The sequence below is a fragment of the Marinihelvus fidelis genome, from assembly GCF_008725655.1.
Taxonomy (GTDB): Bacteria; Pseudomonadota; Gammaproteobacteria; order Xanthomonadales; family SZUA-36; genus Marinihelvus; species Marinihelvus fidelis.
On record NZ_VYXP01000006.1, the window covers coordinates 37,610 to 56,751 of the forward strand.

Annotated in this window: 18 protein-coding genes; 7 read left to right on the top strand and 11 right to left on the bottom strand. The window is 66.9% G+C overall.

Annotated elements, in window-relative coordinates; genetic code table 11:
* Window positions 1-7: 7 nt before the first annotated feature.
* The gene (locus F3N42_RS10445) at window positions 8-1,351 is read right to left on the bottom strand and encodes a MotA/TolQ/ExbB proton channel family protein (RefSeq protein ID WP_150864422.1); all 1,344 of its coding nucleotides are present in this window, start codon (window positions 1,349-1,351) and stop codon (window positions 8-10) included.
* Window positions 1,348-2,121 (bottom strand): DUF3450 domain-containing protein, encoded by a 774-nt coding sequence (locus tag F3N42_RS10450; protein ID WP_150864423.1) that lies wholly within the window; start codon window positions 2,119-2,121, stop codon window positions 1,348-1,350. The genes F3N42_RS10445 and F3N42_RS10450 overlap by 4 nt, the downstream gene beginning before the upstream one ends.
* Window positions 2,122-2,307: 186 nt before the next feature.
* Between F3N42_RS10450 and F3N42_RS10455 the strand changes: the two genes are divergently transcribed.
* Window positions 2,308-2,784 (top strand): RDD family protein, encoded by a 477-nt coding sequence (locus F3N42_RS10455; protein ID WP_150864424.1) that lies wholly within the window; start codon window positions 2,308-2,310, stop codon window positions 2,782-2,784.
* Here F3N42_RS10455 and lptG read toward each other — a convergent pair.
* On the bottom strand, window positions 2,767-3,852 hold the full coding sequence (gene lptG / locus F3N42_RS10460) for an LPS export ABC transporter permease LptG (protein WP_150864425.1): 1,086 nt from the start codon (window positions 3,850-3,852) through the stop codon (window positions 2,767-2,769). The two genes, F3N42_RS10455 and lptG, sit on opposite strands and share 18 nt — an antisense overlap.
* Window positions 3,849-4,922: an LPS export ABC transporter permease LptF gene (gene lptF, locus F3N42_RS10465; RefSeq protein WP_150864426.1), complete on the bottom strand. Its 1,074-nt coding sequence runs from the start codon at window positions 4,920-4,922 to the stop codon at window positions 3,849-3,851. Before lptF ends, lptG begins: the two co-directional genes overlap by 4 nt.
* Before the next feature lie 178 nt (window positions 4,923-5,100).
* Here lptF and F3N42_RS10470 point away from each other — a divergent pair, with 178 nt between their 5' ends.
* Genes F3N42_RS10470 through F3N42_RS10480 form a run of 3 tightly spaced genes read left to right on the top strand, consistent with a single transcriptional unit; the run spans window position 5,101 to window position 9,769 of the window.
* Window positions 5,101-6,576, top strand: coding sequence for a leucyl aminopeptidase (locus F3N42_RS10470; protein ID WP_150864427.1), 1,476 nt, complete (start codon window positions 5,101-5,103; stop codon window positions 6,574-6,576).
* 2 nt (window positions 6,577-6,578) lie between these two features.
* Window positions 6,579-7,004, top strand: a complete 426-nt coding sequence (locus tag F3N42_RS10475) for a DNA polymerase III subunit chi (protein WP_150864428.1) — start codon at window positions 6,579-6,581, stop codon at window positions 7,002-7,004.
* A gap of 14 nt (window positions 7,005-7,018) precedes the next feature.
* Window positions 7,019-9,769 (top strand): valine--tRNA ligase, encoded by a 2,751-nt coding sequence (locus F3N42_RS10480; protein ID WP_150864429.1) that lies wholly within the window; start codon window positions 7,019-7,021, stop codon window positions 9,767-9,769.
* A gap of 7 nt (window positions 9,770-9,776) precedes the next feature.
* On the opposite strand, the gene rimI is transcribed toward F3N42_RS10480, so the two are convergent.
* The 3 genes from rimI to pssA are packed head-to-tail and all read right to left on the bottom strand — an operon-like array spanning window position 9,777 to window position 11,700.
* Entirely contained in the window at window positions 9,777-10,253 is a 477-nt protein-coding gene (rimI, locus tag F3N42_RS10485) for a ribosomal protein S18-alanine N-acetyltransferase (protein WP_150864430.1), read from the bottom strand.
* Window positions 10,250-10,876: a hypothetical protein gene (locus tag F3N42_RS10490; RefSeq protein WP_150864431.1), complete on the bottom strand. Its 627-nt coding sequence runs from the start codon at window positions 10,874-10,876 to the stop codon at window positions 10,250-10,252. The genes rimI and F3N42_RS10490 overlap by 4 nt, the downstream gene beginning before the upstream one ends.
* Window positions 10,873-11,700 (bottom strand): CDP-diacylglycerol--serine O-phosphatidyltransferase, encoded by an 828-nt coding sequence (gene pssA / locus F3N42_RS10495; protein WP_150864432.1) that lies wholly within the window; start codon window positions 11,698-11,700, stop codon window positions 10,873-10,875. Before pssA ends, F3N42_RS10490 begins: the two co-directional genes overlap by 4 nt.
* 108 nt (window positions 11,701-11,808) lie before the next feature.
* Between pssA and F3N42_RS10500 the strand changes: the two genes are divergently transcribed.
* Both F3N42_RS10500 and F3N42_RS10505 read left to right on the top strand, forming a co-directional pair.
* A complete protein-coding gene (locus F3N42_RS10500) occupies window positions 11,809-12,327 on the top strand; it encodes a DUF4124 domain-containing protein (protein ID WP_191621357.1) in 519 nt (172 codons plus the stop codon).
* A gap of 84 nt (window positions 12,328-12,411) precedes the next feature.
* The gene (locus F3N42_RS10505) at window positions 12,412-14,124 is read left to right on the top strand and encodes a proline--tRNA ligase (protein WP_150864689.1); all 1,713 of its coding nucleotides are present in this window, start codon (window positions 12,412-12,414) and stop codon (window positions 14,122-14,124) included.
* Window positions 14,125-14,140: 16 nt separating this feature from the next.
* Here the strand turns inward: F3N42_RS10505 and F3N42_RS10510 are convergent, their stop codons facing one another.
* From F3N42_RS10510 to F3N42_RS10525, 4 genes are all read right to left on the bottom strand, one after another.
* The gene (locus F3N42_RS10510; protein WP_224784853.1) at window positions 14,141-15,388 is read right to left on the bottom strand and encodes a mechanosensitive ion channel family protein; all 1,248 of its coding nucleotides are present in this window, start codon (window positions 15,386-15,388) and stop codon (window positions 14,141-14,143) included.
* 70 nt (window positions 15,389-15,458) lie between these two features.
* Entirely contained in the window at window positions 15,459-16,388 is a 930-nt protein-coding gene (gene trhO, locus F3N42_RS10515) for an oxygen-dependent tRNA uridine(34) hydroxylase TrhO (RefSeq protein ID WP_150864434.1), read from the bottom strand.
* 3 nt (window positions 16,389-16,391) lie between these two features.
* The gene (gene trpS, locus F3N42_RS10520; RefSeq protein ID WP_150864435.1) at window positions 16,392-17,399 is read right to left on the bottom strand and encodes a tryptophan--tRNA ligase; all 1,008 of its coding nucleotides are present in this window, start codon (window positions 17,397-17,399) and stop codon (window positions 16,392-16,394) included.
* A 73-nt stretch (window positions 17,400-17,472) separates the two neighbouring features.
* Complete coding sequence (locus F3N42_RS10525; protein WP_191621358.1) at window positions 17,473-18,129, bottom strand: SRPBCC family protein; 657 nt, start codon at window positions 18,127-18,129, stop codon at window positions 17,473-17,475.
* Between the two features lie 104 nt (window positions 18,130-18,233).
* On the opposite strand from F3N42_RS10525, the gene F3N42_RS10530 reads away from it, so the two are divergent.
* Window positions 18,234-19,136, top strand: a complete 903-nt coding sequence (locus F3N42_RS10530) for a LysR substrate-binding domain-containing protein (protein ID WP_150864437.1) — start codon at window positions 18,234-18,236, stop codon at window positions 19,134-19,136.
* Window positions 19,137-19,142 lie beyond the last annotated feature (6 nt).

Genomic DNA, 19,142 nt, shown 5'->3' on the forward strand with positions numbered 1-19,142 from the left:
GCCGGTATCAGCCCTGCCGCTCCGCGATGCGGGCGATGATGCCGGCAGCCTGCTCTTCCAGCACCTGGATCAGCGCCTTGGCCTTGCCCTGCAGGAAGCTGTGCAGCAGCGTCAGCGGAATCGCAACGACCAGGCCCAGCACCGTGGTGACCAGCGCGGTGGAGATACCACCGGCCATCATCCGCGGGTCGCCGGTACCGAACAGCGTGATCATCTGGAACGTGGCGATCATGCCCACCACGGTACCCAGCAGGCCCAGCAGCGGCGCCACCACGTACAGCACCTTGATGAAGCTCAGGCCCGATTCCAGCGGCGCGGTCTCGCGCAGGATGGCCTCGTCCAGCTTCAGTTCCAGGGTCTCGATGTCCGCTTCCGGCGCGTCGGCATGGATGGACATGACGCGACCCAGCGGGTTGGTCTTGCTGGGGCTGCTGGACTTCAGCTGGCGGCTGATCTTTGCACCCGTGGAATACAGCGCGAAGGCCTTCCAGGCACACAGCAACAGGCCCAGGATGCCGACACCGATGATCACATAGCCCACCGGGCCGCCGTCCTCCTGGACACGCTCGATGGGCGACTTGCTCTGCACCACGGCGCGCAGGATCTGGCCGCGCGAGAAGTCGACGGCCATGTCGGTCATCGCACCCGGTGCGGCGCCCTGCAGGTCACTGGCCATGCCCTGCACGCGGCTGGACGGCTGGCGCGCCAGCTCGATCAGGTGCTCGCGGCTCTTGGACGGATCCCAGTCGAGGAAGTTGCCGTCGGACACGGCATTGAACACGCCCACGCGCGTGACTTGCTGGTCGGCCTTTTCACCGTTGGCCAGCTCGACCTGGGCGTTGAATTTCACCACCTTGCCGGACTGCGCGATCTCGGTGACCATCGCCGACCAGATCTGGCGCAGCTCGCCGACGTTCGGCAGCTCCTTGCGCTGGGCGATGTCGGACAGGAAGTCACCACGACCCGGCAACTGCGCGGACACCATGGAATCGTCCAGTGATGACTGCAGGTCGCCGGCGGACTGGCGGACGATGCCGAACAGCTCACCCAGGTTACCCATGCGCTCGGCCAGCACCGTTTCCAGCTCGGCCAGTTCACGCTCGTTGCCGTCGTACTCGGCCTTCAGCGAATCGCTGCGGTTTTCCTGTGCCGCCAGTTCCTGGCGGGCCTGGTTCAGCAGTGCCTGCTGGTTGTTACGGTCGCGCTGGAACTCGGCTTCGCGGGCGGCATTGATCTGGCCTTCCTCGCGGGCCGCCTGTTCCACCTGGCGGGCCAGCTCTTCCAGCGTCTGCGCCTGGGCGCCGGCCGCGAACAGGGCCGAGACAACAAAGAGGGTCTTCAACAGTTTCATTGCGCCACCTCCGGTCCGGGCACGGGCAGGGTCACCAGGTCTGGGGCCTTCTCGTTACGGGCGATCGACAGGCCTTCCTTCACTTCCAGGCGGAAGCGGTCCGGCAGTGATTCGAATTCGCGGGTGGTGGGGTTGAACCAGCCGGTGGTCTCCTGGTCGCTGGTCTGGTAGACCAGCAGCGTGCGGCCGACGCGCAGGAATTCGACGGTCTGGCCGGTGGACGGCAGCGCCTCGGAGTAGGCTTCGGTGGTGCGTCCGTACTCGAGCTCACCCTGGTAGGCCTCCATGATGCGGCGGTACTTCTCCGACGTGGTCACGTCGGCCTGGTCCATCATGTCGCGCAGCCGCTCGACGCGGGCGCGGCGCTCTTCCAGGCGGAAAGGCATGTCGCTCTCGACGATCTGCCCCAGGGCGTCGATCATCTCCAGCATCAGCGGTACGACACCGCGGTTGGTGTCTTCCAGGCCGGCCAGCTGCTCATTGATCGAGGTGACCTCGTTGCGCTGGTCGACCACGACCTTCTCAAGCTGGTCGTTGTAGACCGCCAGGCTCTCGGCCTGCCGAACCACTTGCCGGTACTCGGCCAGCAGGTCGGCGGTCTGTTGCGCCAGCCGCGTGACCCGCTGCTGCGACGCCGCCGCGTCCTGGTTGATCCGCGATTCGCGCGCGACCGTGCTGTCGAGCGTCTGGGCCTGGGCCCCGGTGACCAGCACCGCGGCCACGGCCACCGCCGTCAAGCGGGTCGTGAGAATTCTTGTCTGCTTTGGCATCGCCTTTCCCAAATTTGATAGGTGGTACGCCCGTCAACGCCCGGTCGACGGCCGGGTTTTCAGTTGCCTGGGGACGGGGGCGAGTCAGGATACCCGAAGGCACACGGGGAATTCCACATTCCGGCATGCAATTCGTCGCCGCAGCGCCGCTGGCCCCCGTGCGCGCGGCCGCTGATAATAGCGTCCATGACCCAGCCACACACGCCATCCAGCACGACCGAAACGGGCGTGCCCAACCCGCCCTGTGGCCTGCCGCGACGGCTGCTGGTCATGCTTTACGACACCGTGCTGGTGATCGCCCTGCTGATCATCGCCGGTATCATCGCCCTGCCCTTTACCGGCACCAGCCAGCAGGCGGGCCGCGATGTGCTGTACACGCTGTACCTGGTGGCCGTCTGGTTTGGCTACGTGAGCGGGTGCTGGATCCACGCCGGTGGCACGGTGGGCATGCGTGCCTGGAAGGTGCGCCTGGCCAGCACGACCGGTGAGCCCATGGACTGGCGGCGGGCCGGCATTCGGTTCGTCGTTTCGTTGTTGTCGGCCGCGATATTCGGGCTGGGTTTTCTCACCGGCCTGCTGCGCGCCGACCGCGCCTGCTGGCATGACCGTGCCAGCGGCACCCGGCTGGTGCGGCGCGCGCCGAAATCAGACCGAGCGGCGTAGCGCCAGTACCACGGCCACGGTCAGCAGCAGTGACGGCGCCAGCGCGCCTACCATCACCGGCAGGCCGTAGGCGTCGGCAAAATTCTGTGCCGCCCGGCTGACGATCATGAACAGGCTGCCCATGGCCATGCCGATAAAAATTCTCAGGCCCATGCTCTGCTGCCGCCCATGGCCAAACACGAACGGCATGCCGGCCAGCACCAGCGCCAGCACCGTCACCGGAAACAGCAGCTTGGACCACAGCGCCGACCGATAAACCCGGTCATCGAGGCCGTTGCGGCCCAGGTAGGTGATCTGGTCGGACAGGTCGCGCGCGGACATGTAACGTGGCCGAACCACCGCCGATTCCAGCAATTCGGGCAGGAAACCGGTGTGCCAGATGCGCTGGTCCCAGGTCTGGCGCTCCACGCCGGCCGGGGAAATATCCAGGTCGGTCACGTCTTCCAGCAGCCAGCGACCATCACGGTGGCGTGCCGACATGGCCCGCGACATGCTGCGCAGGTCGCCGTCGTCGTTAAAGCCGTAGATCACCACATTGTGAAAGCGCAGGTCGTTCTCACCCGGCGTGCCGCCGACGATCGGCTTCTGGATAAACGCGAACTCGTTGCCGTCGCGCAGCCACATGCCGACGTCGCCGCTGGCGGCACCGCGCCCCACGGCCTGTTGCAGCTTGTAGTTTCGGGCCTGCGCGTCGGCGGGCGGCGCAACCCATTCACCCATGGCCATCACGCCCAGCGTGAGCAGCAGGACGGCGCCCAGCACCGAACCGGAAATCCGCAGCCGCGACACGCCGCTGGTGCGGAAGGCAACCAGTTCATTGGCCGCCGCCAGTCCGCCCACGCCGATCAGCGAGCCCAGCAGCGCCGACACCGGGAACACCATGTACGAGGCGCGCGGAATGCTCAGCATCACGTACCAGAGCACTTCGCCAATATGAAAGCCGCCCTCACCCGGTTCGAGTTCGTCGAGCAGGTTGAACAGCGTCATCAGCATGGTCAGCGCCAGCCATACACCCAGCGTGCCCAGCAGTGCGGCACGGCCGATGTACTGGTCCAGTTGCTTGATCATGAACGGCCCACCATCCGCCCCTGGCGCCGCAACCACCACAGGGCGCTGATGAAGACCAGGGCGTGGACCCACCACAGGCCCAGCGCCGGCGGCAGCTCACCGCCCGCGACCCAGGCGCGGCACAGGTACAGGGTATTGGCGTAGAGGGCGTAAGCGAGGATGCCCAGCACGACCCGGGACGAGCGCCCTTCGCGGGGGTCGGAATGGGCCAGCGGAATGGCCAGCAGCCCCAGCACGATCACCGCCAGCGCGGGCGACAGCCGCCACTGCAGCTCGGCGCTGGCCTCGGCGCCACCCTGCGTCACCAGTTCCGTGAAGCCGCGCGCCTCCAGGCGCTCCTCGTCGGTGCGCATGGCCGGCTCCGGCAACATGATGTCATTGCGCTCGAATTGCAGCACCCGCAGGTCGCGGGCGTTAGGCAGCGCGTCCGTGATCTGGCCGTCAGTCAGTTTCAGGAACCGATTGCCGGTGGTGGTATCGACCCAGTACTCACCGGTTGCGGCCTGCCATATCTTGGTTCGCAGGCCGTCCTGCTGGCGAACGAAGACGTTCTCCAGGGTGCGGCCCTCGGTGTCCAGGCGCTCGACATAGATGACGAAGTCGCCGCCCTGCATGATATGGAAGCGGCCGTCCTGCAGCCCCCAGAGGGCGGCCGAGCGCAGGGCCTCTTCCAGCGCCGCGTCAGATTTCTGCGCGGCCCGCGGCGCCACGACGAAGGTCAGCACCAGCAGCAACACCGCCACCGGCAGCACCAGCAGGGCCAGCGGCCGCAGCAGCATAAGCCAGCTGAAGCCGCTGGAGCGCATGACCACCATCTCATGGTCGCGATACATGCGCCCCAGCCCCCACATGACCGCCACGAAACCGGCCAGCGGCAGGATCTTGCTCAGCGCGTCGGGCAGGTTCAGCAGCAGCTGGATGCCCAGCAGGCCGGCGGGTACGCGGCCATCGGCCATGTCATTGAGCAGCTCGCCCAGGAACACGCCCATGAGCACGATCAGCAGCACCGCCGTCACGGCCAGCAGGGTCCAGAACCATTCGCGGAAGATGTAGGCTTGCAGCAGGGTCAATTCGGTCGTCCGAAGGTACGCGTTCCGGTCGCCACGTTAGCCCCGCGCAGGGGCCAGCGCAAGGCGAATGGCTTCATGGGCAACGGCAATCCGGTAGAATGGTACGATTTGGCGCGTGGCAAGGCCTGCATGGCCTCGCTCGCGATTAATTCATCCGGGGGGAGAGCGGCTCAAACACATGGATATGGAACTCAAGCACCAGTCACCCGTCGAGGTCAGCACCGAGTGCCTGGTCATCGGCGTTTTCGAAGGCGACACCCTGGAAGGCCCTGCACAACAGGTCGACAGCGCCAGCGGCGAGATGATCAGCCGCCTGCTCAAGTCCGGCGACATCAAGACCGACAACGGCGCCACCACCCTGCTGCATGATGTCCCCGGTATCAAGGCCAGCCGGGTGCTGGTGGTGGGCTGCGGCGACGGCGACAAGCGGAACCCGATCCGCTTCCAGGCCGCCTGCCGGGCCGCCGGCGTGTTCCTGCGCGACCACGCCGTCACCGAGGCGCACGTCTGCCTGCACGAGCTGCCGATCGGAGCCCTGGACACGGACTGGCGCCTGCGCCACGCGGCCCTGGCCATCGACCTGGGTAATTACCGTTACGTGGCGACCAAGGCCCCGGGCAAGAGCGCGCCGAAGCCGCTGGCCAGCACCAGTTTCTCCGGCGACGACGACCTGGCGGACGCCCTGGACCAGGCCCGTGGCCTGGCCGTCGGCTTCCGCGCCGCGCGCGAGCTGGGCAACCTGCCGCCCAATATCTGCACGCCGGCCTACCTGGCGCGCTACGCCACCGGCATCGCCGAACGCCATGACCACTGCTCGATCGAGGTGCTCAAGCGCAAGGAAATGGCCGAACTGGGCATGGGCGCGCTGCTGGCCGTCGGCCAGGGCAGCGCGAACCCGCCGCGGCTGGTGGTGCTGCGCTACAACGGCGCCGCCGATGACCAGGCGCCGTACGTGCTGGTCGGCAAGGGCGTGACCTTCGATACCGGCGGTATTTCACTGAAGCCGCGCCAGGGCATGGAAGAAATGAAGTACGACATGTGCGGCGCCGCGGCGGTCATCGGCACCTTCGAGGCCGTCGCCGCCATGGGCCTGCCCGTCAACCTGGTGACCATCGTCGCCGCGGTGGAGAACATGCCGGACGGCAAGTCCTACCGCCCGGGCGATGTGATTACCAGCATGGCCGGCAAGACCATCGAGATTCTCAACACCGACGCCGAGGGCCGCCTGGCCCTGTGCGACGCGCTGACCTACGGCGAGCGCTTCGAGCCGGCCGCGATCATCGACGTGGCCACGCTCACCGGCGCCTGCGTCGTCGCGCTGGGCCACCACGCCACGGCGGTAATGACACGCGACGACAGCCTGGCCGATGAACTCATCGAGGCCGGCCAGTACGCTGCCGACCGCGGCTGGCGCCTGCCGTTGTGGGAAGACTACGACAGCCAGCTGAAGACGCCATTCGCCGACATGAAGAACGTCGGCGGCATGCCTGCGGGCGCGATCACGGCGGGTTGCTTCCTGGGCCGCTTCATGCGCGACCAGCGCTGGGCCCACCTGGACATCGCCGGCGCCGCCTGGGAAGGCAATGGCCGCGACGGCGCCAGCGGCCGTCCCGTCGGCCTGCTGACCCAGTACCTGATCGACCGGGCCGGCTGAACATGACCGGGGATCCCGGCTGCAAGGTGGACTTCTACCTGCTCGGTTCTCCCCGGCTCGACCCGGACCAACTCGCCTGCAAGCTGGCGATGATGGCCTGGGAGCGCGGTCACCGGGTTGACGTGGTGGCCGAGGCCGCGCACGCCGAGCGCCTGGACGCGCTGATGTGGTCGAGCCCCGAGGGCCGGTTCCTGCCGCACGCCCCGGCCGCCGCCGGCGATGTCGCGCCGGTGCGCCTGGGTACCGAACCGCCGGCCGACGCCGACCTGGTCATCAACCTGACCCAACGCGCCCTCGACATTTCACCGGCCTGGCGGCGATTGCTGGAAATCGTCCCGCACGACCCCGCCGAGCGCGAGGCCTCGAGGGAAAAATTCAAGACCTACCGGGGCCAGGGCCTGGCGCCGGACATGCACGAGATGAACTGAGGACTTCCTCCACGATGGACAAGACTTACTCACCGGCGGACATCGAGAGCCGCTGGTACGACGCCTGGGAAGAAAAAGGCTACTTCGCGCCGGACATGGACGGCGACGGCGAGCCGTTCTGCATCATGCTGCCGCCGCCGAACGTGACCGGCAGCCTGCACATGGGGCACGCGTTCCAGGACACCATCATGGATATCCTGACGCGGTTCGCGCGCATGCAGGGGCGCAAGACGCTGTGGCAGCCGGGCACCGACCATGCCGGCATCGCCACGCAGATGGTGGTGGAGCGCCAGCTGGCGGCCGAAGGCCAGTCGCGCCACGACCTGGGCCGCCAGGCCTTCGTCGACGCGGTATGGGACTGGAAAGACAGCTCCGGCGGCACGATCACCCGGCAGATGCGCCGCCTGGGCGCTTCCGTGGACTGGGACAACGAGCGCTTCACGATGGACGAGTCGCTGTCCGCAGCGGTGGCGAAGGTCTTCGTCGAGCTCCATGACGAGGGCCTGATCTACCGTGGCAAGCGCCTGGTCAACTGGGACCCGGTGCTGCACACCGCCCTGTCCGACCTGGAAGTGCTGTCGGAAGAGCGCAACGGCAAGATCTGGCGCATCCGCTATCCGCTGGTCGACGGCCAGGGCCACGTGGTGGTGGCCACCACGCGCCCGGAAACCCTGCTGGGCGACACCGCGGTGGCCGTGCACCCCGAAGACGAGCGCAACGCCTCGCTGGTGGGCCAGCAGCTGCGCCTGCCGCTGACCGACCGCACCATCACCGTCATCGCCGACGATTACGTCGACCCGGAATTTGGTACCGGCTGCGTGAAGATCACCCCGGCGCACGACTTCAATGACTACGAGATCGGCCAGCGTCATAACCTGGAGATGATCAACATCCTGAACCCGGACGCGACGCTGAATGACAACGCGCCGGAGGCCTACCGCGGCCTGGACCGCTTCGAGGCCCGCGAGCGCATCGTCGCCGACCTGGAAGCCGCCGGCCTGCTGGACGGCGTCGACAAACACAGCAACAAGATTCCGCTGGGTGACCGCTCCGGCGCCGTGGTCGAGCCCTACCTGACCGACCAGTGGTACGTAAAAGTCGAGTCGCTGGCCAAACCCGCGATTGAAGCGGTCGAGGACGGCCGCATCCGCTTTGTACCGGAGAACTGGAACAAGACCTACTACAACTGGATGAACGACATCCAGGACTGGTGCATCTCGCGCCAGCTGTGGTGGGGCCACCGGATCCCGGCCTGGTACGACGACGAGGGCGGCATCTACGTGGGCCATGACGAGGCCGACGCCCGCCAACGCGCCGGCCTGGGCGACGATGTTGCCCTGCGCCAGGACGAGGACGTGCTGGACACCTGGTTCTCGTCCGCGCTGTGGCCGTTCACCACGCTGGGCTGGCCGGAGAAAACCGACCGCCTGGACACCTTCTATCCCACCAGCGTGCTGGTCACCGGTTTCGACATCATCTTCTTCTGGGTCGCACGCATGATCATGATGGGCCTGCGGTTCATGGACGACGTGCCATTCCGCGAGATCTACATCCACGGCCTGATCCGCGACGGCCAGGGCCAGAAGATGTCCAAGTCCAAGGGCAACGTGCTGGACCCCATCGACCTGATCGACGGCATCGAGCTGGACGCGCTGGTGGAAAAGCGCACGACCGGGCTGATGCAGCCGCACATGGCGCCGGCCATCGAAAAAGCCACCCGCCGCGAGTTCCCCGACGGCATCCCGGCGTTCGGCTGTGACGCGCTGCGCTTCACCTTTGCCAACCTGGCCACCAACGGCCGCGACATCCGTTTCGACCTGGGCCGCATCGAGGGCAACCGCAACTTCTGCAACAAGCTGTGGAATGCCACGCGCTACGTGATGATGCAGGTGGGCGAAGGCACGGTGCAGGCACCGGCCGAACACTCGGTGATCGATCGCTGGATCCTGTCACGCGCCGGCGTAATGCTGCAGGAGGTGGCCACCCAGGTCGAGAACTACCGCGTGGACCTGGCCTCGCAGGCGCTTTACGAGTTCACCTGGAACGAGTACTGCGACTGGTACCTGGAGCTGTCCAAGCCGGCGTTGCAGAACGGCAGCGCCGCGGAACAGGCGGCGACCCGCCATACGCTGCTGGCCGTGCTGGAGATGACGCTGCGCGCGCTGCACCCGTTCACCCCCTTCGTGACCGAGGAAATCTGGCAGCGGGTGCGCGAGCCGCTGGGCATCGACGGCGACAGCATCATGGTGCAGCCGTGGCCGCAGGCACCGGCCCGCGACAGCGAGGCCGAGGACCATGTCGACTGGATGAAGGGCATCCTGGGCGGCATTCGCAAGATCCGCGCCGAGCTGAACCTGGCGCCGAACCGCGAGCTGCGGGTCGAGTTGCAACAGGGTTCCGCCGACGACCGCGAGCGCATGGCGCAATTCCAGCCCCTGGTGGCGGCGTTGGGCCGCGGCGAGGGCTTCGAATGGCTGCCGGACGATACCGATATCTCGACCTCGGCCGTGGCACTGGTGGGCGACCTGAAGGTGCTGATCCCGCTGGCCGGCCTGGTCGACCCCCAGGCGGAAACCGACCGCATCAACAAGCAGCTGGCCAAGGAAGAAGCCGAATTGCAGAAGGCGCGCAAAAAGCTGTCCAACCCGCGTTTTGTCGACAACGCCCCGAAAGAGGTGGTCACGACGGAACGCGAGCGCCTGGCCACGCACGAGGCGCGCGTCGACAGCCTGAAGGCCCAGCTGGAACGACTCGCGCGGCTCTAGCGCCGCCTTACGGGCCGGCCACCAGTGGCAGGCGCATGACCACGGCATCCTCACGGCCGTCGCCGGCGCGGTAATACGCGGGGCGGCGGCCAATCTCGGTGAACCCGCGGCGCTCGTACAACGCGATTGCGCCCGGGTTGGACGGCCGCACTTCCAGGAACATCACCTCGGCCCCACACACCCGAGCGTGGTCGATGGCGTGATCCAGCAGGATCGAGCCAAAACCACGGCGCTGCCAGTCCGGGGAAACACAGAGGTTGAGCAGGTGGCTCTCACCCGCCGCCCAGTTATGGATGGCGTAGCCGGCCAGGTCGGGCCCCGCCTGCAGGCCATAACAGCCGTACCCCACGCGCAGGCACTCGGAAAAAATGCCCCGCGTCCACGGGAACGGGTAGGCGCTGATCTCGATTTCGAACACGGCGTCCAGGTCGGCTTCGACCAGCGGCCGCAGTACCGGGTGAAACGGGTTGGGCTGGGCGCTCACGGCGCGCGAACGACGCCGGACTCCAGCAGCGCCTTCCAGCAGGCCCGGCGGGCATCGGGCCCCGACTTGAGCTCGGCCATCGACGGCGCGATCACCACGCGCGCCGCGCCGCAGCTCACCGGCGGCTTGCCGCCGAACAGCGTCCGAGCCAGCCCGGCGCCAAAGATAACGATCGCCGTGAACATCCGCTCCTCAGCCGCTTCTGCAACCGGCATGCCCTGCTCTCCGCTGTCCGGCCAGGCCCAGGCGGGCTGGCCACCCAGGGCGCGGCAGACATCGTTGGCCAGGGCGCCCGAGGCTTCGCCCGGCCCCGCGCACAGCAGCAAGGCCGGCCCCTCGCCAGGCCCCAGGCGCACCGCGCGCGGCGCGCGGCTCGCGGGCTCGGCGGCGGGCGGCGCGGGAGTCTTCGCGGGTGCCGTTTCAGGCACGGCTTTTGGCGCCGGCGCGGGCTGGGGGACCGGTGCCGGCTCAGCCACGGGCGCCGCCGTAACGGCGACGGGTTCGGCTGCGACGCCGGCCGCGATTTCGGCTTCCGGGCCGGCATAGTCCGCCAGGCGCTCCGGCCGCACCCACAACGGGATGCCCAGGGCCTTCAGGTAACCGGCGCGTGTATGCGGGTTCATGAATCCGGCCCCCGCTCTTCGGCCTGCATGGCTTTTTCCGCCTGCCGGCGACGTGCCAGGCGGCGCCGGCGCGCGCGCCGCTCCAGGCGGCTGCGGCGACCGGCCAGGGTCATGATGATGCCGGACAGCACGTAGACCGTGCCGGCCACCATGCCGACGGCGGGCGGATCGACCGAGAACAGCACCAGCAGCAGCACCAGCGCAAATATCCACGCCATCGGCACCTTCTCGGAGCCGCCCATGGACTTGAAGCTGAAATAGCGCACGCTGGAAAACATCAGCAGCCCCAGCGTGACCGTGGCGAACCAGATCAGCCAGCTGACCTGCTCACCATCGATGCCGTTGTCGACGAAGAACCAGATGGTCACCGCCAGTGTCAGCGCCGCGGCGGGGCTGGCCAGGCCCTGGAAATAGGTCTTGTCCTGCTTGCCGGCCTGGGCGTTGAAGCGCGCCAGCCGCAGCGCCGCGCAGGCGATGTAGACGAAGGCCGCCAGCCAGCCGAGCTTGCCCGCCATCGGGCCCAGGTGACCCAGGCTCTGCAGCGACCAGTTGAAGGCCAGCATCGCCGGCGCCAGGCCGAATGAAATCATGTCGGACAGGCTGTCAAACTGCACACCGAACTCGCTCTGGGTATTGGTCAGCCGCGCAACGCGGCCATCCAGCCCGTCGAGCACGCCGGCGATGCCGATGGCGATGGCCGCCGCCTCGTACTGGCCGTTAATGCCCGAGATGATCGAGTACACGCCGGCGAACAACGCGCAGGTCGTCAGCAGGTTGGGCAGGAGAAACGCGCCCTTCGGGGGGATTTTTCCGTTCGAATCCATGGGTTGCCGTGCACTTCAATCGTTATGGCAGATGATATCACGGGCACGTTGGGGCCTTGTGGCGGCTGTGCTATAACAGTCACTCGAATTCCAGGAAGGAACCGGCTCATGTCTATCGTCACACCCCACCCCGTCCGGGTACTCACCCTCGTCGCCAGCCTTGCCATCGCATCTTCCGGCCTTGCCCAGGACAGCGACGGCGGTTCCGGCAGCGAAATCTACAAGTGGACCGACGAGAACGGTACTGTTCATTTTGGCGAGCGCGCGCCCGATGGCGCGAACGCCCAGTCGGTCGATATCAAGCCGCCACCGGTCGCCACTGGTGAGCCGACGATTGAGACAGCCGCCGAGGACGGTGCCGGGGCTCCTGGGGACGACGCCCTGACCCCCGGCGCCCAGGCGCGGCAGGAACGCCAGGCCCAGCAGGAAGCGGCCGCGGAGCAGGCCAGCATTCGCCAGCAACTCCAGGCCGCCTGCACCCAGGCCCGCGAGCAGGCCGTCACCCTGGAATCGAGCACCAACGTGCTGATGCCCGATGGCAACGGCGGCAGCCGCCGCCTGGACGACAACGAGCGACTGGCCATGCTGGCAAAAAGCAAGGAATTCATCGCCAGTAACTGCGACTGACGCGCCCGGTCAGGATAAAATAGCGGATTCATTCACTCAGCGGCGGCCACCATGGCCGCCCACGACGGCCTGCGACCCAACATCATGAGAACTTCCGCTTTCCACCTGACCACGACCCGCGAAACCCCCGCCGATGCCGAGATTGCCAGCCACCAGCTGATGCTGCGCGCCGGCATGATCCGCAAACTCACCGCCGGCATCTACACCTGGACCCCGCTGGGGCTGAAGGTACTGCGCAAGGTCGAGAACATCGTCCGCGAGGAAATGGACCGCGCCGGCTACCTGGAAATGCTCATGCCCGCCGTGCAGCCGGCCGAACTGTGGGAAGAATCCGGACGCTGGGAGAAATTCGGCGGCCAGTTGCTGAAAATCCAGGATCGCGGTGGCCGTGATTACTGCTTCGGCCCCACCCACGAGGAGGTCATCACCGACTTTGTGCGCAACGAACTGCGCAGCTACAAGCAGTTGCCGATCACCTTCTACCAGATCCAGACCAAGTTCCGCGACGAGATCCGTCCGCGCTTCGGCGTGATGCGGGCGCGCGAATTCCTGATGAAGGACGCCTATTCCTTCCACATCGACGCCGCCAGCCTGGACGAGACCTACTGGCAGATGTACAAGGTGTACTCGCGCATCTTCGAGCGCGCCGGCCTGGGATTCCGCGCCGTCAACGCCGACCCGGGCGCCATCGGTGGCAACCAGTCGCACGAATTCCACGTGCTGGCCGATTCCGGCGAGGACCTGATCGCGTTCTCCACCGGCTCCGACTATGCCGCCAACGTCGAACTGTGCGAGGTCAGGCCGCCCGCCGGTGACCGGCCCGCGCCTGCCGAAGAACTGCGCACCGTCGACACGCCCAACGCGAAGACCATCGACGACCTGGTCAGCGGCTTTGATGTACCCATCGAGAAGACCGTGAAGACGCTGGTCGCGCACGGCGACGACGGCCTGGTGGTGCTGCTGGTACGCGGTGACCACACCCTGAACGCGATCAAGGCGGAAAAGCTGAACGGCGTGGCGTCGCCGCTGGTGTTCGCCGACGAGAAAGAGATTCGCGCCGCCTTTGGCGCCGGCCCCGGCTCACTGGGCCCGGTCGGCATCGACCTGCCGGTGATCGCCGACCACGCGGTCGCCGCCATGGCGGACTTCACCGCCGGCGCCAACGACGACGGCAAGCACTACTTCGGCATCAACTGGGAGCGCGACCTGCCGCTGCCACGCGTGGCCGACCTGCGCAATGCCGAGGCCGGCGACCCCAGCCCGGACGGCCAGGGTGTGCTGGAAATTGCCCGCGGCATCGAGGTGGGTCACATTTTCCAGCTGGGCACCAAGTACTCCGAGGCCATGAATGCCGTGGTGCTGGGCGAGGACGGCAAGTCGCACGTCATGCCCATGGGCTGTTACGGCATCGGCGTGTCGCGCATCGTTGCCGCTGCCATCGAACAGAACCATGACGACAACGGCATCATCTGGCCCGCGCCGCTGGCGCCGTTCGATATCGCGCTGCTGCCGATGAACGCAAAGAAGTCACCGCGCGTGGCCGAAGCCGCCGACGCGCTTTACCGCGATTTGCTGGATGCCGGCGTCGACGTCCTCTACGACGACCGCGGCCTGCGCCCCGGCGTGATGTTCAACGACATGGAGCTGATTGGCATTCCGCACCGCGTGGTGGTGGGCGAGCGCGGCCTGGACGATGGCACGCTGGAGTACCGCGCCCGTGGCGCCAGCGACAACGAGGCCATCCCGCTGGACGGCGCCGTCGACGCCATCCTGGAGAAGCTCGGCCGCTCAGGCTGAACCCGGGGCCGCGGCGTCAGTCGTCGCGGCCGTTGTCCGGCTCTGGCGCGTTGCCACCGTCATCCACGATGTCCGGCAAATCGCGGCGGATGTGAATATCGCGCTGCGGGAACGGGATCTTCACGCCTTCATCGTTAAAGCGGCGATAAACCGCCATGAACAGCTCGTGCAGCACCTTGCCGCGCTGCACCGGGCGCTCAACCCAGCCCAGCAGTTCGAAATCCAGTGAGCTGGGGCCGAAGGCGCGCATGCGCACCCGTGGCGCCGGGTCGTCCAGCACCTCGGGGTGCTCGGCGGCCACGCCTTCGAGGATACCCACCACCTGGTCCAGGTCGCTGCCGTAGGCCACGCCCACCGGCAGGCGAATGCGGTGTTTTTCCCACGGCCCGCCGCTCTCGTTGATGATCTTGGCGTTGGCGATGATGGCGTTGGGAATCGTGACCTCGATATCGTCCCGTGTCAGCAGCCGGGTTGAGCGCAGGCCCAGGTGGGTCACTTCGCCGCGCTCACCAGTGTCCAGCACGATGTAGTCGCCGATCTTGTACGGCGCATCGGCGACGATAAAGATGCCCGAGAACAGGTTGGCCAGCGAATCCCTGGCCGCGAAACCCACCGCGATACCAATGACACCGGCCGAGGCCAGCCATGCGGTCGGGTCAATGCCCCAGATCAGCAGGAAGGCGTAGCCGGCAATGGCCACCAGCAGCACCTTGGCGCTGATCTCGAACAGCGGGATGGTACGCGGCTGGATGATGCCGGCGCGGTCCTGGTTGCGTGCCAGCACCTCGAGCACGGCATGCGCCGCCGCCAGCGAGGCGCGCAGCAGCGAAAACAGCAGCACCGTGGCCAGCACGCCGACGGTAAAGCGGTGCAGCAGCCCCGGCAACGGCGCCAGCGCCGTGACCACCAGCAGCGACAGGATCACCGGGATGGTCAACGCCGGCCGCCGCGCGGCCTGCAACAGCCTGTCATCCAGGTCGGTGCGGGTGCGGCTGGTCAGCCGCTGGCCGATGACCCGCAGCAGGAACTGCAGAATCTTGCCCAGGACATAGCCGGCGGTGATCACCAGGAATGCCATCAGCAGGGGATAGGCTGCAAGGGTTTCCATCGGCGAGCTGACACTTTCCGGCAGCCATTCCAGCACCACCGCATCGAAGGTTTCGATGCTGTCGCCGGCCTGTTCGGCGGCCGTGGATTCCGTATTGTCGGCGGATTCGGGAGAGGGGGTGGCCGTGGTGGCCGGGTCCGTTACGGGATTCTGCAATGTCTCGTCGGGGTTGGTGGGGATACGACCTATGGTAATGAGGCGGCCGGCATCATGCCACCGCCGCGGTTTAGCGGCTACCCAGGTGCTTCTCGCCGCGCTCGGCCGCCAGTTCGATCTGTCGCGCCCGTTCCAGCAGGCTCTCCCGGCGCTCCGGGGTCAGGCGGTCGAAGCATTTGGGGCATGACACGTGCAGCTCGAATTTCGGCGAGGCGCGGTCCTCGGCCGTCACCGGCATGCGGCAGGCCGGGCAGACTTCCAGGTCGCCCTGGCGCAGTTCGTGATCGACGGTGACGCGGTTGTCGAACACGAAGCAGTCGCCGCGCCACAGGCTGTCCTGCGGGTCCACGGTTTCCAGGTAGTTGAGGATGCCGCCGTCCAGGTGGAAGACATTCTCGAAACCCATCTGCTTCAGTAGCGCAGTGGATTTCTCGCAGCGGATGCCGCCGGTGCAAAACATGGCGACGTTGCGGTCGCGGGCCGGGTCCAGGTTCTCGCGGGCCCACGCCGGGAAATCGCGGAACGAGCGCGTGCCCGGGTCCTCCGCGCCTTCGAAACTGCCCAGGTGGACCTCGTAGTCGTTGCGGGTATCGATCACGCGCACGTCATCACGGCTGATCAGCGCGTTCCAGTCTTCCGGCGCGACGTAATCACCAGCCTGGCTGCGCGGGTCGATGCCGGGCACGCCCAGGCTGACAATCTCCTTCTTCAGCCGCACCTTCATGCGGTAGAACGGCTGCTCGGCGGCCCAGGAGAACTTGGCCTGCAGGTCGGCCAGTCGCGGGTCCTCGCGCAAGCGCTCGAGCAGGCGCCGGACACCCTTTTCGGGGCCCGCCACGGTGCCGTTGATGCCTTCCTCGGCCAACAGGATGGTGCCCAGCAGGCCCAGGTCCTGGCAGGACTGCTGCAAACGCTCGCGGCGCTCGCGGTAGTCATCCAGGTGGGAGAAGCGGTAGAACGCCGCGACCAGCACCTGGCCGTGTGGTGTCGCCTTGACCATGGATCAGGCCAGCTTGCGAATCCCGACCGCTTCGCGGGCGCGCTGCAGCAACGGCGCCGCCGCGGCGCGGGCCTTTTCCGCGCCGCGCAACAGCACGGCCTCGACCGCGGCGGTATCGGCAATCAGCGCCTCGTAGCGCGCGCGGGCCTCGGCCAGCTCGGCGTTGATCAACTCAAAGACCTGCTGCTTGGCCTGGCCCCAGGCGATGCCGTCGGCGAAGGCCTGGCGCATGTCATCGCGCTGCGCCTGGTCGGCGAAGGCGGCAAAGATCGGGAACAGCGCGCCCTCGTCCGGGTCCTTCGGTTCACCCGGCTCCAGCGAGTTGGTGACGATCTTCATGATGGACTTGCGCAGCTGCTTCTCCGGCAGCCACAGCGGAATGGTGTTGTTGTAGCTCTTCGACATCTTGCGGCCGTCGTGGCCGGGCAGCGTGGCCACGTGCTCCTCGACGACGGCTTCCGGCAGCACGAACAGTTCGCCGAAACGATGATTGAAGCGCGCGGCGATATCACGCGCCATCTCCAGGTGCTGGACCTGGTCGCGACCCACCGGCACCTTGTCGGCGTTGAACATCAGGATGTCGGCGGCCATCAGGATGGGGTAGCTGAACAGCCCCATGGTAATGGCGTGGTCCGGGTCCTCACCCGCATCGGTGTTGTCCTGCACCGCCGCCTTGTAGGCATGGGCGCGGTTCATCAGGCCCTTGGCCGTGGAGCAGGTCAGGATCCAGGTCAGCTCGGTGATCTCCGGCACATCGGACTGCCGGTAGAAAGTGACGGCCTCCGGATCCAGCCCCAGCGCCAGCCATGTGGAAGCGATTTCCAGCGTCGACTGGCGCACCCGTTCAGGGTCCTCGCACTTGATCAACGCGTGGTAGTCGGCAAGAAAGAAGAACGACGCCGTGTCCGGGTCGAGGCTGGCGCGGATGGCCGGCTTGATGGCGCCCACGTAGTTGCCCAGGTGGGGCGTTCCGGTGGTCGTGATGCCGGTCAGGACGGTGTGCTGGGTCATGCGTTCCGGGTCTCGTGATCGAATTGAATGCGAAACCGCCATTTTAAGGGATTCGGCCCGCCAATGCGGCGTTTCAGCGCGGGCAGCGTTCGGCGTCTGCGCGCGCCGTTACGGCGGATGGCGACGCCTCCGATATCGACCGCAGGCAGGCCAGCAGGTCGGGCAGGTCCCGCTCCAGGGTCCGGCGCACCCACCAGCCCGGCGCCATGAAGCCCGGGCGGACCTGGATGTCATGGGTCACCAGGTAGCCGCCACCGTCCATTGGATCGAAGCGCCAGTAGCCATCGAGCGCACGCAGTTCGCCGCTAAGCAGGCGAACGCGCAGCCACTCGACCGGCTGCCTGACGGTCTCGAACACGTACTCGCGCCTGGGCAGGTACCAGGCGCGCTTGAGGACATGCCGGGTCACCGCGGAATGCGTTGACGACGACAGCAACTCGCAGTCCTCCAGCCCGGAAATGAACGCCAGGTTGGTCGGGCAATCCTGCAGCCGCTGCCAGGCAGCGCCGGGGTCACCGGCGAACCAGGCCTGCACGAACCCACGACCTCCACCATCGTCGCCGCGCTCAGCCTCGACCAGGATCTCGCCGTCACGCAGTCGCGCCAGTGTCGCCGCATCCGGTTGCGGTCGGGGTGGCGCAACGGCCCAGCCCGGCAGGCCGTCGGCAGCGGTCACCGTGCCCTGCGCGAGCAGGAGAAATACACACAGCCATACCAACACGCGACGCATGATCTGATTATAGGTGGGCACCGGCAAACCCACGTGAAACTTCCCCGCAATTAAATATGATTTGGCTATTGATTAACTAGTTTTGATAGTGTCTAATTATCCATATGAACCTACGAGCCCTCAAGTACCTGATCAAGCTGGCCGAGTTGCAGCACTTCAGCCGTGCCGCCGACGCCTGCTATGTCAGCCAGCCCACGCTGAGCACGCAGATCCGCAAGCTCGAGGAAGAACTGGGCGTGCAACTGGTGGAGCGCGCGCCACGGAACGTCCAGCTCACCCCGGTGGGCAAGGACGTCGTTGCGCGGGCACGGCATGTACTGCGTGATGTCGAGCAGATCTACTCGGTCGCGCGCCGCAGCCGCGACCCCGAGACCGGCACCCTGCGGCTGGGGCTGTTCCCCACCCTGGCCCCTTACCTGCTGCCCCACGTGATGCCGGGCATCCGGCAGCGCTTTCCCCGGCTGCGACTGGAACTGGCGGAAGAGAAGACCGCCGACCTGCTGAACAAGATCGACGACGGGGAACTCGATGCCGGGCTGATCGCCCTGCCGGTGGGCCACGACAACCTCGAACACGAGGTCCTGTTCGAGGAGCCGTTCGTCATGGCGCTGCCGCAAAACCACCCGCTGGCCAGCAAGGACAGCATCGATGTCGGCGACCTGGACGGCGCCGAGCTGTTGCTGCTGGAGGATGGACATTGCCTGAGGGACCAGGCGCTGGAGGTCTGTGCGATGGCCAACGCGCGAGAGCGGCTGGATTTTCATGCCACCAGCATGGAAACACTGCGGCAGATGGTGGCGGCCGATGTCGGCGTGACGCTGATGCCGGTGATGGCCGTGCGCCCCCCGATTGCCCAGACCCAGGGCATCGAGCTGCGCTCGTTCGCCAAGCCGGCGCCGCACCGGACCATCGCACTGGTCTGGCGCAGGACCTCACCCCTGGGTGAACTGATGCGGGAGCTGGCGACCTGTTTCCGGGCCCTGCCCGACGACCTGCTCGCGGCCTGAACCCAG